Here is a 16,526-nt window from a genome sequence, read left to right as displayed (position 1 = left end):
GTGACCGAACTCATTAAAGCCTATTTTTGGCCACTAATTGGTGGAATTATGGGGTTGCTCTTAGCGGTCCTTATCATCACTTTTGGATTTTTCAAGACGCTTTTTGTTTTGATTTTTATGGCAATCGGGATTACCGCGGGTTATTATATTCAAAAAACTGGTATCTTAACAAATGTTTTTAAATAACTGTTTGAATTATAAGGAGGAAAAATTATGCAGAATGGAACGCCAAGTGAGAAAACAACAACTAACGAAAAGTCTGGTGTTAAAGGCAATTTAACATTTGATGATAAGGTTATTCAAAAGATCATTGGTATCGCACTTTCTGAAGTAGATGGCTTATTAACCGTAGATGGCGGCTTTTTCGCAAATGTTGCTGAAAAACTAGTTAATACTTCAGATGTCACATCAGGAATTGATGTAGAGGTTGGAAAAAAGCAGGTTGCAGTGGATCTCGACATTGTTGCTGAATACGGCATTGATATTTCTAAACTGTATGACAAGATCAAAAATGTTATCGTTCGGGAAGTAAAGAATATGACCGAATTAGAAGTAATTGAGGTAAATGTGAATGTTGTTGATGTCAAGACAAAGGAGCAATATGAAAAAGATTCGACTTCTCTGCAAGATCGCGTGAGCGATGCCACAGACAAAACGAAGGAAGCCGTCAGTAAGGGCGCAAAGAAATCGAAGGAAACATTAGGTGACAGCGTTGATAAAGTAACGTCTGACAATAAATCTAGTCGTGTTAACTAAGGGAGTGAGTAAATATGGGACTTATATGGTCATTAATCGTCGGGGCAATCATTGGTGCCATTGCTGGCGCAATCACTAACCGTGGTGCTGCTATGGGCTGGATTGCAAACATCGTAGCTGGTTTAATCGGTGCGTGGATTGGCCAAGGGCTCCTTGGCACTTGGGGCCCTTCGTTAGCTGGCATGGCATTGATACCATCGATCATCGGGGCAATTATTTTAGTTCTGATTGTTTCATTAGTTGTTGGTCGAACCAGTAAAAAGTAAGGGAGTGAGTAAATATGGGACTTATTTGGTCATTAATCGTCGGGGCAATCATTGGTGCCATTGCTGGCGCAATCACTAACCGTGGTGCTGCTATGGGCTGGATTGCAAACATCGTAGCTGGTTTAATCGGTGCGTGGATTGGCCAAGGGCTCCTTGGCACTTGGGGCCCTTCGTTAGCTGGCATGGCATTGATACCATCGATCATCGGGGCAATTATTTTAGTTCTGATTGTTTCATTAGTTGTTGGTCGAACCAGTAAAAAGTAAGGGGGAATTTTATGGACGTCTTGAAAAGTGTATTTAAGTTTATGATTGCTTCTACGCTCATTGTAGGTGGTGTCCTCATCGGTGGCACCGTCTTGGCTGCTAAGAAAGTAGATGGCATTGGTGATACATTGCAACAAAAATTACATGGATAATTAGCCAAATTTATCTGTATTAGGCTTCTTAGAACGTAAATGATTGAGCAATTGAAGATCAGTTAATCAATATTTAAATTTGCAATCTACCTTATAAGTGTCATTCACACTATCTCTTGTAGGATCTCCTTATTAGACAAGCAAATTAAAATGTGGAATAATACTGTTGTAACAAATACATTATGGGAGGTTATATTATGAGTCTAGATGACAAAATTGATAGCACCAAAGATAAGGTAAGTGGAAAAGCTAAAGAAGTTGAAGGCAAGGTTACGAACGACAAGGCCCGCGAAGCTGAAGGTAAGGGTCAAGGTATTCTAGGTAAGGCTAAAGATAAACTGTCAGATGCCAAAGATGCTGTTAAAGATACGGTTGATAACGTAAAGGAAAAGTTAGATAAAGACGATAAATAAAGGCTCTTTGTCAAATCCTGTTGATAGATGAATTTGGGACACTGTTAGAAGTTATGCAACTTCTAACAGTGTCTTTTTGTTTGGTTTGGTTCTCATTTGTTGTAATTTAACTCTTGAAACTAAGTGGTGATAATTTCGGAAACCGAAGGCAGTTCTTTGAATTTGCTTAATCATTCTATTGATCCCTTCAATTGGACCATTAGAATACTTTGATTCACTGGCATTGAGGACTATTTCAAGATTCTTTTTAAATGTGGTTAAAACATCTTTCATTTGCGAGCTAAGCTTATCGTTGTTATATAAATATTGAACAAGACCATCTTTGTCGTGATTTTTAAGACATATCATAATGCCTTGCATGGCGTTATAAGTATTTAACAGTCTTTCATCAACATCTAGACCTAACTGAACTCTTTCGAGTTGAGTTACTTGTTTCCTAAGGTGTCGATCGAAAAATGTTTTTTTAATCTCAAGCTCATCGAAGTGTTTTAAATAAAGTTTCCAGGAGAATTTAAGCATCCGATATTCCTTGGATTGTTTCTTGTATTCTTTCATAATTTGAACGCGACTTTGGTTAAAAGATCTAGTCATCATCGCAACAATATGAAAACGATCGACAATTATTTTGGCATTTGGAAATACCAATCTGGCGATATCTTGATAGTAACTATTAAGGTCCAGAGAAACTGTCTTTACTTGCTTTCTAGCGGTGCTGTCAAACTTATTAAAGTAATCAATAATAGTTTGTTTAAAGCGATCCGGTAGGATCTGTTGAATTTCATGATCACCATCACCGTTAATACAAAGAAAGTGGAAATCGCCGCCAACACCACGAAATTCATCCATAGATAAGTGCTCAGGTAAAGAATGATAATTTCTCCGAAATAGATCATCATAGTTGTCTAAATAGCGACAAACGGTACTGGGAGAAACACTATTGTCTAAAGCAATACTAGTCTGAGTACGATCATCCTGAAGATGCATGAATATTTTTTGTCTGGTAGCTTTGGAAATATTACAATACTTATTGACGAGGTCTGTTGTTGCCATTACCGAGTTTCCACAATTTTTACAGATTAATCGTTCTTTATGAAGTTCAAGATAGACGGGCTCACTAGCGTTGGCCGACGGATATGAAACGCGTGACACATAGTGTCCGTTATGACTAAAGTTTTCAAAACCACATTGAGGACACCTTGTATAAGTGGCTTTTACATTGGCAACATAGACTTTAGCAGGTTTTGATTTTATGAATTGATGCTTATAACTGAAAAAAATAACATTTGGGTCTTTAATACTGAGTGAAAATTTTATATTATTATCTATAGGGTTCATGGTTTCTCACATCCTTTGATGATGCTGTAGTGGGTGGATTTTTTTGTGTGTGGGGACCTGTGGGCCTCTTTTTTTTTCAAAAAAATCCTGTTAATAGATTACCACATTGGTAGTTCATCAACAGGAAAAAGTATAGAGCCCAAATAAATTATCATTTTTAAGAAGACCAAAATCTGGTCTTCTTTTATTTTTTCACGCTTGTTACCTTGTTTTTTCTCCACACTGTAATACGCGGCTTATGTGGTCGCTGCGGCTTTTTACGTTACCACCGTCCATCTTTAAGCTGATGTTCTAAGTCACCCAAGCAACGTGTCTCTGTGCGACTGACAAGGCCCAATCTGCTATTTACCATCTGGCCCATGCCGGCCACCTCCAAATTTTGGGCAAAATAAAAACGCCACGCTATTTAGCACGACGTCTATTATCCTTACACCATCTTATCGAGCCGAGCACCCGCCTGTGCCCACTCCGGAAACTCATACCCGTATTTACTATGAATTAATCATGATATCGCCACCTCCTGACCATATGCAAAAAAAACAGTGATTAGCTGAACTTTTCGATAAATCTATTAAAAGTTTCCGTAGTCCCATTTGCAATTAGTACAACTAAAGCTTCATAGCTAATTTATCAAATTCTTGTATATCAATACCCGTTGCTCCAATTAAATCAAGAATAATCTCCTTTGCTAAGTCTTTACTATAGGAATTTAATTGTTCTGTGAAATCTGGCTCTTCACTTTCATACAGGCCATTGGATTGAAGTCAATATTTGAGACAGATTTTAAGAGACATTCAGAACCGCGTTTACCCTCCACAGCTCAAATAAATCATTAATCGTGATTAATAACTTATTTGAACCCTGGAAAGCATTAAATCAGGCGGCCATTTGGCTCGTAAGTGTTGCAATTTCAACTTGTAAGGGGGTCTGGTAGCCCAGTGAACTATGAATTCTCTTCCTATTGTAGAAAGCATGCACATATTCAAAAAGGACGGCAGCGGCAGTTTCATAATCTTCAAAGACCGGCACTGGATAAACACATTCCTTTTTGAGGGAAGCGTGAAAGGATTCCATTGGCGCATTATCATACGGACAACCCTTACGGCTGTATGAGTGGCGGATATGTAGTTCAGTTAAACGTTGATTGTAATCATCGCTGGTATACTGTGATCCTAAATCCGTATGGATAATCAGGTCCCCAGTAATGGTTCGATTTTTAACCGCGCTTTCAAGGGTCTTTAAGACTAAATCAGTATCCATCTTTTTTGAGAACGAATAGCCGATAATCCGTCGTGAGTGCAGGTCCATGATGGTTGATAAGTAACACCAGCCATTACGCTTCGTTTGAATATAGGTCATATCAGCGGTCCATTTTTGATTTAAACCAGTGGTCGAGAAATCCTGCTTAAGCAAGTTGGGACGCTGTTCAACCTTGGTTTTGGAAGCCGAAGCCGCTTTCCACTTATTGACGGTAACGGAGTGGATATCCAGTTCCTTCATGAGCCGGGAAATCCGTCGTGGACTGCACCGAAGCTGCAGTGGTTGAAGTTCCAGATTCAATTCATGGTGGATCTTCATAACACCATATCGCTGCTTAAATTCCGCAAAGATCCGCAGAATCTGTTGTTTCAAGTCCACATCTTCGGCCCGGCGTTTTGAAGGTTTGGGGGATCGATAACGATAATACTGAGCTCTGGAAACACCGAGGATTCGGCACATCTTGGTTACCTGGTGGTGATGGCTTTCTTGGTGAATGTAATCAAAGATGTTGGTTACTTCTGCGCAAGGAAGCCCAGGGCTTTTTTTAGGATTTCGTTCTCCTCAGACAGCGAAGCCAGTCGCTTTTCCATCGCTTTGATTTCGTCTGGCGATTTACCGGATTGAGTTTTGGCCTGGCCCTGGATCCACTTATGAACTGTTGAATAGCCAATGCCATATTCTCTGGCCAGTTGGGCAACTGATTCGCCTTGCTTATATAGTTTGATAATGTTTTGTTTGAATTCTTTGTCGTAACGAGTTGGCATGTAAAAATTCCTTCCTTTTGAGAGACGATTTATTCATTATACCCTCTCTTAAAAGTTGTCTCAGGAATCAGCTTACATCCACCCGTTTTTAATGAACTTGGATTGACCAAACAAAAGCATGTTAAATCACTAAGATGGTAGTCTACATTTTCAAAAGCCATAAAAAAAGACCATATCGTGATGACGTGGTCTTGCTCAATTCTCTTAATTATTTTTTATCTCACGCTACTAACTTTAACTAATTCTCTTCTTCTGCCTGACGCATCATGACCCCTTCAGAAATCTTCATAAATGGTAAATAGAAGAAAATCCCGAAAAGAATGGAAATTAATTGAACCACGACGGCACGCCAATCACCACCAGTTGCCAAAAATCCGTTAATCAAAGGTGGCGTTGTCCAAGGAACCATCACCACAGTTCGGTTCATAAAACCAACTGCTGTACAGAAATAAGCAAACAATAAGGCAATTATCGGTGTTAGAACAAATGGAATTAACAGTGGCAAATTAAACACAATGGGATAACCATAAATAACCGGTTCATTAATATTGAATAGTCCTGGGACAAACGATAATCCGGTAATTTGACGACTTGATTTCATTCTTGAAAAAATGATTGTCGCAATTAGTAAACAAATCGTACTTCCCGTTCCGCCAAACATTCCAAATGTATCACGAAAAACACTTGTAATAATGTAAGGCACGTGATGACCGGCAGCGAATGCCTGCATATTCTTATTGGTATTAATCAAAAGGACTGGATCAAGCAATGTTCCATTAATGACAGCTTGATGAATACCAAAACCAAACAATAGGTTACCAACACTATAGATCAACAAGAAGCCTGGTAAACTGGTGTTTACACGTCGTAACGGTTCTTGAATAACCATGGTAATCAACTTAATCATGTCTGTATGTGCCAACACAGTTAATAATGCTGCAATAATAGCTAGTAAACTTAAAACCACAATTGTTGGAATTAACGTCATGAATGAATCGCTAACAGCTGGTGGCACATTCTCACCAAGGTTAATCCGGAATTTTTTTACACGGGATAACCTGATGAATAATTCCGTTGCCACTAAACCAATAATAATTCCGGCAAACATACCCGTAACACCAACATTTGAAAATGATAAAAATCCCGTAATATTAACTGACGCTGTTTTTCCAGTCGGAACGGCTTGCAGTGTAACCGGCATCATGACAACCAACCCTGCTAGTGAAATAATTGCTGACCCTAAAACGTTATTGAAACCACGATTTTTCGCTAAACAATACCCAACTACCGGGGCAATCAACAATCCCGCAATGTTTAGCGTGCCATTAACCAGCAAATTACCAAATGTTTGAAAATTAGCTAATGTTGTTCCTTTAAAAAACAATGTAAAAATCACATTATTAATAAGAACCCCTATTCCAGCTAAAATAAATAACGGCATAATCATCGCAAATGCATCTCGTAAAGAACGCAAATGAATTTGATTGCCAATTTTTATAGATACCTTGGTAAAATTATCGATAAATTTCTTACCAATCCCATTATTTTTCATATTTGCACCTCACCTTAATTCTTTTTCTTCTGCAATCATTTTCTTAAACCAGTAATAACTTTTTTTAGGTGTTCGGCTTAAATCACGAAGATCATGATTGCCCCGATTGACATATACTAGTCCGTAGCGTTTCTCCATATTCCCAGTCGAACTTGGAATATCAATCAATCCCCAACCAAGATAACCAATCACATCAGCACCATCGATTTGCATGGCATCTTTCATAGCCTTGATATGTTCTTGATGATATTGAATACGATAATCATCTTGAATTTCATGTTCACCATCCCAGACCTCTTGCGCACCAATCCCATTTTCTACCGGAAAAATTGGAAGTCGATAACGATCAGCCATTTTGGCAATACAATTACGAAAACCTTGGGCGTCAATCTGCCAGCCATATTCTGATGTTGCCAAATTGGGATTCAAGACTTTTCCTTGACTCATATAATAATTGGGCGCCACATTGGGTGCGATCTTTGTGGCATCAATTACTAAGCTATAGTAATAACTAAATGCTAAGAAATCACTTTTAACATTATTTAATTGATGTACCTTATCTTCGAGTTGATTGACCAGGTCTGTTAACCCATTGGTTTTCATAAATTGGATCACTTCACCAGATCGTTTGCCAGTCGCGAAAAAGGAAAGAAAATCTTCGTTAATAAACTCATTGGCTTTACGTGTAACCATTACATCTTGTGGTTTGGGTGTGTTGGGATACATTTCTTGATAAGCAACCATGCCGCCTACCTGTAACCCATCAAAAGTATGTACATAGTCTGCAATTTCAGCATAAGCAATTAGACTATTAGTTGCGATTTTGTATTGATCTCCCACACTTTTTTGTCCCTTTAAATAGCCACTATTTTGAAAACCTTCTTCAAACATCGTGCAATTCTGTTCATTAAAAGGAATCCAGTACTGTACCTTACTTGCCAGCGCTTTAATAACTATTTTAGAAAATCTGACAAACGCATCGCGCACATAATCGCTAACAAACCCATTTTCTTTTTTGGCAAGCGCCAAGGGCATGTCAAAATGATATAAACATACTACCGGTACCAAATTCCGTTTTAAAAGTGCCTCCACGAACTGAATATAATAATCAAGTCCGGCTTGATTCACCTCACCGTCACCAGTTGGAATTACTCGCGACCATGAAATCTGGAAGCGGTAACAATTCATGCCAGCATTTTTCATTAAATCAAAATCTTCTTCATAGCGATGATATTCATCAATAGCAACTTTCCAATCAGAAGAAGTTGCTGTGGCTTCTTTCACATCATACACGGATAGCCCTTTGCCATCTTTATCCCAGGCTCCTTCGGTTTGCATACTCGAAACCGAATTTCCCCACAAAAACTTTGAATTTTTCATTGCCTGCCTCCTTTATGATTATCATTTTAACTCATATTTTAAATTTGTAAAGTCAAATATTTATATTGATAACTCAAATAATTCATTTGGATAAATAAATTAATATGCTAAAATTATCATTAGGAAGAGGGTGTGCCTTATCAGTCAATATAATCAAATTGCAAATACGCTAAAAGAACGCATAAAAAAGGGTGATTACGTAGCGGGTCAACATCTTCCCAGTCAAAAAGAATTGGCTGATGAATTTCATACCTCACGTGTCACCATTCAAAAGGCACTTGATGAATTATCAAATACCAATTTAATTTTGCGTCGGCAAGGAAGCGGCACAACCGTTGCTCCCAATTCACGCTCAACGCTTGATATTCTATCTAGTCAATATGAAGGAACCACCAAATTATTTGAGGGTCGTGGAAAAGTAACCACAAAGGTGCTTAAATTTGAAATACGATTGCCGTCTGTCCATGAACAAAAGCGGTTATCAATTTCTGATTCCACCCCTGTTTACGATATTCTTCGGTTACGAAATATTGACAACGAACCCTATGAATTAGATCATTCAATCATGCCGTTATCCGTTATCCAAAACCTAACCGAAAAAATTGCTAGTGGTTCAATTTACACATTTATCGAATCAACTTTGGGCTTAAAAATCGGTAGCTCCATTCGAAAAATTACAGCAGATGTTTCCAGAAAGAATGATCAGGACTATCTAAAATGCACACACAACGAACCAATTCTCCAAGTTTCTCAAACTGTTCATTTATCGGACGGCCGACCTTTCGAATATTCGCAAACACGCCATCGCTATGATAAAGGCGGTGTAATTGTAATCAACAATACGTTGAGTAGCAATGGGTTGCAAATTTAAAAAATCCATAAATACAAAAAAGATTCGTTAGAAATCAATAATTTTCTAACGGACCTTTTTATAGAAATATTTTTATCTATTAATTAAGCTTTCCATTCGACTGACGGGATGGTATTGCCTTCAAATTGCCACTTAATGTAAATGTATTTCCGACAGGTACCATCCCGTTATATCCGGCATTGGCAACTACTTTAATAAACTCATTGCTTGCCGGCAAACTAAGTATTTTGCATATCAAAATCTTAGAATATTTAAAAGCTATTGAGAAATGGTAGATTGTAAAATTAATCCGAACGCTGTTCGGACAAAAAAGATCAGCTTCCTTTAAAATGGTGTTTACCACAAACCCATCTTTTAGGAGCTGATCTTTTGTCTAGTATAACCTATTCCGAACGAATTAAAATCGAAACCTTTTGTGAACTAGGGCTGTCCAATATCCAAATGGGCGTTCGGCTGAACCGATCACCTGCCACAATTTCTTATGAATTAGCTCGATGTCAACCTTATCAGGCTGAATTAGCCCAAACAGATGCCGAATACAAGCGATCACGATGTAGTCGGAAAACTAAGCTGAGCGATGAGTTAAAGCAAAAAATTCTCAACCATTTACGTCTAAGCTGGTCACCAGGAATGATTGCTCACAAATTTAAACTAGCTACTAAATCTATTTATAATTGGCTAAATCAGGGGAGAATTGGTTTCTCCTTGAATGATCTACCTGAACATGGCGTACGCCAACGGCGTAACGTTGACCAACGATCCAAATATAATCAATCTTTGGGGCGATCAATTGAACAGCGTCCCATGATGATTAATCAACGTAATCGCATCGGCGATTTTGAACTAGATACAGTGGTTGGTCCTCGTGGGCATAGTAAGGCAGTTTTATTAACTTTAATCGATCGAAAATCACGGTTCCTTTGGGCATACCGGTTAAAAGATCGGACGACAGCGACTGTTAATGAAGCCCTAACTAAGTTCCTAACCACTTTTAATGGTCCGGTGCACAGCTTTACTGTGGACCGTGGCACTGAGTTTAGTGGGCTAGTATCACTTGAAGCACAATATGGTATTAAGACCTATTACTGCCATGCTTATACGCCAGCTGAACGTGGTAGTAATGAACGCTTTAATCGGAATTTACGTTATTTTTATCCTAAAGGGACTCGTTTTGAGCACATTAGTGCTCAAGATTTAACGACGACGTTACTCCAAATTAACCAGCGACCGCTTAAAATACTCGACTGGCAAACACCGTATCAGGTTATGCTGACAAATTTGTCCAAAAATTCGGATTAAATTTGCAATCTACCTTAAGACGTCATCAAAGGCGTGGAATTTCTCGATAATCGTGTCCGCTGAATTACGGAACTTAGCTTGTTCATCAGCAGTCAGAGCAAGCGTCGTCACACTCTCGACTCCATCTTTGCCAATGATTGCTGGCTGACCAACATACGTCCAAAAGGTCTCACTATACGCAGAGACCGGGCATGCTAAGCGAGCATTTGTAAAGACCGCTTCACTTAATTTAACCGCGCAAGTGGCAATGGCAAAACTGGTATAACCCTTACCAGAATGAACCGCCCAGCCACCATGGCGTGCAGCTGCCTCAAGTGCATCTAAGTCCAAATGATACTTATCAACCAAGGATGTAATTGGAATACCGTTAACCTGAACCGTTGACCACGCGCTGAATTGTGATTCGCCGTGTTCACCGTAAACATACCCGCTAATGTTTTTTGGATCACAGTCGAAGGCTTCTGCGACAACCTTTTGCATACGCGCCGTATCCAAGAAAGTCCCAGTCCCAAAGACCTGTTGGCGTGTTAATCCCGTTGCACGTTGGAAATAGTGAGTAATTGCGTCTCACGGATTCATTGTATCGATGACCACGCCATTAAATTTGGTTGCTTTAACTTTCGGAGCGATATCTTGAACGATTTGCTTCGTATATTCAAATTCAGCCCATCGGTTACCGGAAGCATGGTCTAACGCGTGAATGTTGCCGCTAGTAACAAATAAAATATCCGTGTCGTCTAATTCATGATAGTCATTGATTTTAATAATCGTTCGACTATCTAAACGGGCTTGAGCGTCTTGTAAATCTAATTGCTCTGCGCGAGCTTTAGCCGCATTAGTATCAATCAAGACTAATTCATCCGCAATTCCTTTACAAACTAATGTATAAGCAATGGTCGCCCCAACGTGGCCGACCCCAATAATCGCATATTTTCGCATAAGCTGAACCCCCGTTTTAATTATTAAGACGTTATGTAATAATCTCATCGTCTTTTAATTTATGTGGTGATAACCTTACTGCTCTAGTTAGTAATGGTCAATTGCTGAAAGTGCCTCACCTTTCATATCATCATTTTCTTAAGCAATAGCACGCACTATAGTTACCAATTTCCCTAATTAGTTTAAGATAATTAATCACTTGCCCCCCATTGCCTAATTATTTTCATTACCGAACTAATCGCGACCACTCTTGGAAGTCACTTCCTACATTTCTGCCAATAAGCAACCTTGACCGGCTTTTGCTAAGAATTTACAAGGAGTCCACTCAAGTTTTCAATAGTTTTGCGTCACAAAACCTGACATCAACAGTTCCATAATGACACTAAAGCCCGTTTGTAAGTTTAATATTTAACCTAAACACAAAAAAAGAGTGTGTCACTCAATAATCAATGTTATAATTTATAACATCAAATGGTATGGATAGGGGTTGGGAGTATGAACGCTGCAAATTCAACGTTTTTAGTGTTATCTAGTATATTGGTATTATTTATGACGCCCGGATTAGCATTTTTCTACGGTGGCTTAGTTTCCGAACGGAATGTCGTTAACACCATGTTATCCGTCTTCATGATTTGTGGCTTAGCAATCTTGTTATGGCTCGCATTCGGTTATTCACTATCTTTTTCCGGTGATTTAGGTGGCTTTGTCGGTAATCTCAAAGCCACTTGGTTACATGGTGTGGACTTGACCACGCTTACCGCGACAAAGATTCCCAACGGTTTATATCTCATCTTTCAAATGATGTTTGCCATTATCACGCCAGCACTATTTGTTGGCGCAGTGGTCGGCCGTATCCGTTTTAAATTCTTATTAACCTTCATCATCTTCTGGTCACTCCTCATCTACTATCCAATGGTTCATATGGTTTGGGATAACGGTTTATTAGCTAAACTTGGCGTCATCGATTTCGCTGGTGGTACCGTCGTTCACATCAATGCCGGTATCACCGCTTTAGTCTTATCAGCATTCTTAGGTGCCCGCTACAAGTATGGCAAGGATATGACCCAGCACTATAACATCTTATGGGTATTGCTGGGGACCGCTATTTTATGGATCGGCTGGTACGGTTTCAATGCCGGTTCGGCGCTTGCCATGAACGACATCGCCATCCAAGCCTTCTTAACCACGACCGTTGCCACCGCCACTTCCATGATGACGTGGATGGTCGTTGATATGCTAACCAAGGGCAAACCAACCCTAGTCGGTGTCTGCACCGGCACCCTTTGTGGTCTCGTTGCGATTACACCTGCTTGTGGCTACGTCACCATTTCTGGTGCCTTTTGGATTGGCCTTATCGCCACATTAACTAGTTACGGCTTCATTACGTTCATCAAACCACGCTTAGGTATCGATGATGCACTCGATGCCTTTGGATGCCACGGTGTTTCCGGCATGGTCGGCAGTATCATGACTGGGCTATTCGCTAGCAAAGCCGTTAATAACTCAATTTCTCTAAACGGTCTTTTCTATGGTGGCGGCTTTAAATTATTCGGATTACAGCTATTAGCAACGATTTTTACCATCGGCTTTACTACCATCGTTTGCATCGTCATTATCGTACTATTGAAACGAGTCATCAGAATGCGCGTTGACGAACAAGAGGAAGAACTCGGACTCGATCAAGGCGAACACGGCGAAGTCGCTGACTACACCGTTCAAATGAGTCACGACTTGACGAACATCCAACATCATAGCGATGAATTTCGTGGTCAGTTAGCGCAACTGCTAGATAAGCAACAACGATTCCGATAATCGGCATCAAGACAGATAAACGACATCATGCCATGAGTGGAACGGAACTCATCAAAGCAGAGTCGCGTGGGTAGCCGGCGAGCCGGTCGGAGTTTGAGATTTTGGTCAATGATCCGTTGAACCGAGGAGGCTGAGATTCCGATAATACGGGCGATGGTTTTGACTGGCAACCGTTCATGCGCTAACTTCATGATTCGCTCTGTCATGTGAGCGGCGATCGTGTGGTTGGGTTGCACGAGCGGCGTCTTGGCATTGATTGTGTGGTAACAGTTATGACAGCGCCATCGTTGCTTGTACAAGTCAATGACTGTCGACATTTCAACCCCATTGAGGACGCGCACGTGGGCCGTGTAAAACCCGTTAGGGTGCAAGGCCTCAAAGCCACACAGTGGGCACCGGGTTAACCGGTAAGTCAGCTCGGCATCAATCACATGATACTGGCGGCGACGTACCCCCTTGCCGCGATATTCATGACGAACAAAGGCTACTTTGATATTATGGTCTGGTATTCCAAGGACGGACAGTGTAGGATCGTATTGGGACATTTACTCATAACCTCGCTTGCTTTTGGTTTCGACGCTAACAAGCATAGCATGGACACTGAGTAGGTGTCTTTTTGCGTTATCCAAAAAGGGCCTACACGTTCGGTGCTGATTATTTTGGGTCTACACTTTCTGGTATTGGTGAATAACTAATACCGGTTTTTTGTCTGTTTTGAAAATCTGCTCCTATCCTAGTATTTGGTACATAAATTTCTGAACAGTTGTGCCATAATTAATAAAACAAGATAGGAGCATTCCAATGAAACGATATCAAGATGATTTTAAAGCCAGCATTGTGAAGATGCATCGTGAAGAGAAAAGATCTATTCGCTCGCTTTCCGAGGAATACGGTGTTTCTCCAGCCGCAATTCATAACTGGGTTAAAGACGCTAAATCAGTTGAGCTAGAAGACGGTACTGAAGTAACGTCCAAAGAATTCAAACAACTTCAAAAGGAAAATCAGCGATTAAAGGAGGAACTTGAAATTTTAAAAGCTGCGGCGGTGTTACTGGGAAAGCATTAGGACGAATTAATTGCCTTGTCTTCATAGAAGATCAGTTATTGCGACACCGCTTATCAATTATTCTTTCGGCACTGAAATTACCGCGCAGCACCTATTACCATTGGAAAAGATATCAACCTAGTCAACACGAACGTGTTGATAATCAGCTCAAAGAAAAAATTAAATTGATTTGGGAAAATAATTATCGTGCCTATGGTTATCCACGAATAACGATGGTGCTTCGCAAGTCAGGCATCTGTGTTGGGTCAAAACGAATTTTACGATTAATGAGGGAAATGGAGATTCACTCTTTAATGAATTGGCGATTTAAAAAACCTGGCACTCATGTGGATCATTCGCAACGCCCCAATTTAATCAAGCACCAGCCCAATGCAAGGATATGGCGTGCTGACATTACTTATTTGGAATTACGTCCAGGAACCTGGGTTTATCTCAGTTCTATTTACGAACCAAAGGTTCATCAAGTTCTTGCTTTCAAGATTGGTCGTCAGATGGAGGCGACGTTAGTTGTAGAAACGATTAATCAGGCGCTTGGATGTCATCAAAAGCCACAATATTTTCACTCTGACATGGGTTCACAGTACACCAGCAACGAAGTTGAAACTTTACTTGAACGGCATCAGATTAGCCACTCATACTCAAAACAAGGTTATCCTTATGATAATGGGCCAATTGAAGCTTTTCACTCATTGTTGAAGAGAGAGTTTGCCTTTCAAACAACTTTTTCCAATTTTGAGGACTTGGTAATCCGAACCTCAAATTACATCAGTTGGTTTAATTCCGACAGAATTAGAACGAGTGTTTAGAAAAAGATGTGCCATTTATTGACATAGGAGCACTCTGAGATAGCCTTTTTCCCCAAAAAACGAACAACTACTAATAGACCAAGTAAACCCACTATTAATTTAAGAGCTATAGAAAATAACATGTATTCCCCTCCTTATATACAGTGACTATATCATTTTATACTTGGAACTCAATTATTTCAGGCTCTTATAAATACGGTAGATTGCAAATTTAATCCGAATTTTTGGACAAATTTGTCAGCATAACCTGATACGGTGTTTGCCAGTCGAGTATTTTAAGCGGTCGCTGGTTAATTTGGAGTAACGTCGTCGTTAAATCTTGAGCACTAATGTGCTCAAAACGAGTCCCTTTAGGATAAAAATAACGTAAATTCCGATTAAAGCGTTCATTACTACCACGTTCAGCTGGAGTATAAGCATGGCAGTAATAGGTCTTAATACCATATTGTGATTCAAATGATACTAGCCCACTAAACTCAGTGCCACGGTCCACAGTAAATCTGTGCACCGGACCATTAAAAGTGGTTAGGAACTTAGTTAGGGCTTCATTAACAGTCGCTGTCGTCCGATCTTTTAACCGGTATGCCCAAAGGAGCCGTGATTTTCGATCGATTAAAGTTAATAAAACTGCCTTACTATGCCCACGAGGACCAACGACTGTATCTAGTTCAAAATCGCCGATGCGATTACGTTGATTAATCATCATGGGACGCTGTTCAATTGATCGCCCCAAAGATTGATTATATTTGGATCGTTGGTCAACGTTACGCCGTTGGCGTACGCCATGTTCAGGTAGATCATTCAAGGAGAAACCAATTCTCCCCTGATTTAGCCAATTATAAATAGATTTAGTAGCTAGTTTAAATTCGTGAGCAATCATTCCTGGTGACCAGCTTAGACGTAAATGGTTGAGAATTTTTTGCTTTAACTCATCGCTCAGCTTAGTTTTCCGACCACGTCGTGATCGCTTGTATTCGGCATCTGTTTGTGCTAATTCAGCCTGATAAGGTTGACATCGAGATAATTCATAAGAAATTGTTGACGGTGATCGGTTCAGCCGAACGCCCATTTGGATATTGGACAGCCCTAGTTCACAAAAGGTTTCGATTTTAATTCGTTCAGAATAGGTTATACTAGACAAAAGATCAGCTCCTAAAAGATGGGTTTGTGGTAAACACCATTTTAAGGGAAGCTGATCTTTTTTGTCCGAACAGCGTCGGATTAATTTTACAATCTACCCTTTAAATCCCAATTCGATTGATGTTTCTTGCCTATCCAAAAAGGATTTCCACAACTTATCATACTTGCTCATAACCAAATTCACCTCACTTCTACTTAAGGTTATTCGCCAACAAAGAATTCAATTTGTCATTGTGTTGATTCTGGTGCAAGCTTTGTTCGCTAATTTCATTTTAGTATACTTGGTAACAAGAAACGAGGGATTACGTGTATGTATGACTTTGAGGGAACCCACTTTCAAAAGGACATCGTGTCTGATACGCAAGTTTTCATAGCACTCAAACCGTAATTTCAACGCTGCACGATGTAGAGGTTGTTCACACAATACACCAAAAATGCAAAAGTTAAGTC

Annotated in this window: 17 protein-coding genes and 2 pseudogenes; 10 read left to right on the top strand and 9 right to left on the bottom strand. The window is 39.8% G+C overall.

The genetic code is table 11. The annotated features are described in order from the left end of the window. The 6 genes from PI20285_RS10745 to PI20285_RS10720 all read left to right on the top strand — a co-directional run bounded on the left by PI20285_RS10745 (nt 1) and on the right by PI20285_RS10720 (nt 1,853). Nucleotides 1-186: a DUF2273 domain-containing protein gene (locus tag PI20285_RS10745; protein WP_003596522.1), complete on the top strand. Its 186-nt coding sequence runs from the start codon at nt 1-3 to the stop codon at nt 184-186. Nucleotides 187-213: 27 nt separating this feature from the next. Beyond that, the gene (locus tag PI20285_RS10740) at nt 214-756 is read left to right on the top strand and encodes an Asp23/Gls24 family envelope stress response protein (protein ID WP_035168887.1); all 543 of its coding nucleotides are present in this window, start codon (nt 214-216) and stop codon (nt 754-756) included. Nucleotides 757-770: 14 nt separating this feature from the next. Continuing rightward, nucleotides 771-1,022: a GlsB/YeaQ/YmgE family stress response membrane protein gene (locus tag PI20285_RS10735; RefSeq protein WP_003680323.1), complete on the top strand. Its 252-nt coding sequence runs from the start codon at nt 771-773 to the stop codon at nt 1,020-1,022. Nucleotides 1,023-1,036: 14 nt separating this feature from the next. Next, a complete protein-coding gene (locus tag PI20285_RS10730) occupies nt 1,037-1,288 on the top strand; it encodes a GlsB/YeaQ/YmgE family stress response membrane protein (RefSeq protein ID WP_003680323.1) in 252 nt (83 codons plus the stop codon). 11 nt (nt 1,289-1,299) lie between these two features. Beyond that, nucleotides 1,300-1,440: a hypothetical protein gene (locus PI20285_RS10725; RefSeq protein ID WP_003681696.1), complete on the top strand. Its 141-nt coding sequence runs from the start codon at nt 1,300-1,302 to the stop codon at nt 1,438-1,440. Nucleotides 1,441-1,637: 197 nt separating this feature from the next. After that, nucleotides 1,638-1,853: a CsbD family protein gene (locus PI20285_RS10720; protein ID WP_003680381.1), complete on the top strand. Its 216-nt coding sequence runs from the start codon at nt 1,638-1,640 to the stop codon at nt 1,851-1,853. Between the two features lie 51 nt (nt 1,854-1,904). Here the strand turns inward: PI20285_RS10720 and PI20285_RS10715 are convergent, their stop codons facing one another. The 5 genes from PI20285_RS10715 to PI20285_RS10695 form a co-directional block, all read right to left on the bottom strand. Further along, complete coding sequence (locus tag PI20285_RS10715; protein WP_010620868.1) at nt 1,905-3,188, bottom strand: ISL3 family transposase; 1,284 nt, start codon at nt 3,186-3,188, stop codon at nt 1,905-1,907. An 876-nt stretch (nt 3,189-4,064) separates the two neighbouring features. Next, the gene (locus tag PI20285_RS10710; protein WP_105782276.1) at nt 4,065-4,907 is read right to left on the bottom strand and encodes an IS3 family transposase; all 843 of its coding nucleotides are present in this window, start codon (nt 4,905-4,907) and stop codon (nt 4,065-4,067) included. A 53-nt stretch (nt 4,908-4,960) separates the two neighbouring features. Then, nucleotides 4,961-5,212, bottom strand: coding sequence for an IS3 family transposase (locus PI20285_RS10705; protein ID WP_057775641.1), 252 nt, complete (start codon nt 5,210-5,212; stop codon nt 4,961-4,963). Between the two features lie 238 nt (nt 5,213-5,450). Continuing rightward, the gene (locus PI20285_RS10700; RefSeq protein ID WP_057775523.1) at nt 5,451-6,764 is read right to left on the bottom strand and encodes a PTS sugar transporter subunit IIC; all 1,314 of its coding nucleotides are present in this window, start codon (nt 6,762-6,764) and stop codon (nt 5,451-5,453) included. Between the two features lie 9 nt (nt 6,765-6,773). Further along, the gene (locus PI20285_RS10695; RefSeq protein ID WP_057775525.1) at nt 6,774-8,144 is read right to left on the bottom strand and encodes a glycoside hydrolase family 1 protein; all 1,371 of its coding nucleotides are present in this window, start codon (nt 8,142-8,144) and stop codon (nt 6,774-6,776) included. 130 nt (nt 8,145-8,274) lie between these two features. Here PI20285_RS10695 and PI20285_RS10690 point away from each other — a divergent pair, with 130 nt between their 5' ends. Together PI20285_RS10690 and PI20285_RS10680 are read left to right on the top strand one after the other, a co-directional pair. Next, nucleotides 8,275-9,015, top strand: coding sequence for a GntR family transcriptional regulator (locus tag PI20285_RS10690; protein WP_235018202.1), 741 nt, complete (start codon nt 8,275-8,277; stop codon nt 9,013-9,015). A 369-nt stretch (nt 9,016-9,384) separates the two neighbouring features. Then, on the top strand, nt 9,385-10,314 hold the full coding sequence (locus PI20285_RS10680) for an IS30-like element ISLpl1 family transposase (protein ID WP_105782275.1): 930 nt from the start codon (nt 9,385-9,387) through the stop codon (nt 10,312-10,314). 9 nt (nt 10,315-10,323) lie between these two features. Here PI20285_RS10680 and PI20285_RS10675 read toward each other — a convergent pair. Beyond that, nucleotides 10,324-11,253, bottom strand: a pseudogene (locus tag PI20285_RS10675) (L-lactate dehydrogenase). Nucleotides 11,254-11,748: 495 nt separating this feature from the next. Here PI20285_RS10675 and PI20285_RS10670 point away from each other — a divergent pair. After that, nucleotides 11,749-13,065: an ammonium transporter gene (locus PI20285_RS10670; RefSeq protein ID WP_057775492.1), complete on the top strand. Its 1,317-nt coding sequence runs from the start codon at nt 11,749-11,751 to the stop codon at nt 13,063-13,065. On the opposite strand, the pseudogene PI20285_RS10665 reads toward PI20285_RS10670, so the two are convergent. Next, nucleotides 13,065-13,610, bottom strand: a pseudogene (locus PI20285_RS10665) (transposase family protein); the annotation flags it as partial. The gene PI20285_RS10670 and the pseudogene PI20285_RS10665 overlap by 1 nt on opposite strands. 256 nt (nt 13,611-13,866) lie before the next feature. On the opposite strand from PI20285_RS10665, the gene PI20285_RS10655 reads away from it, so the two are divergent. After that, nucleotides 13,867-14,936, top strand: a protein-coding gene (locus tag PI20285_RS10655) for an IS3-like element IS1163 family transposase (protein WP_105782274.1) whose coding sequence is annotated in 2 segments (ribosomal slippage) — nt 13,867-14,095 and nt 14,095-14,936 — 1,071 coding nt in all. Because the reading frame shifts where the segments join, the coding sequence is not laid out codon by codon here. Here the strand turns inward: PI20285_RS10655 and PI20285_RS12090 are convergent. Together PI20285_RS12090 and PI20285_RS10650 are read right to left on the bottom strand one after the other, a co-directional pair. After that, nucleotides 14,933-15,058, bottom strand: a complete 126-nt coding sequence (locus PI20285_RS12090) for a hypothetical protein (protein WP_420892115.1) — start codon at nt 15,056-15,058, stop codon at nt 14,933-14,935. The two genes, PI20285_RS10655 and PI20285_RS12090, sit on opposite strands and share 4 nt — an antisense overlap. A gap of 89 nt (nt 15,059-15,147) precedes the next feature. Next, a complete protein-coding gene (locus PI20285_RS10650) occupies nt 15,148-16,077 on the bottom strand; it encodes an IS30-like element ISLpl1 family transposase (RefSeq protein WP_105782273.1) in 930 nt (309 codons plus the stop codon). Nucleotides 16,078-16,526: the final 449 nt, after the last annotated feature.

Source organism: Pediococcus inopinatus, assembly GCF_002982135.1.
GTDB classification, from domain to species: Bacteria; Bacillota; Bacilli; order Lactobacillales; family Lactobacillaceae; genus Pediococcus; species Pediococcus inopinatus.
This window is presented reverse-complemented; position numbering and strand designations above follow the sequence as displayed.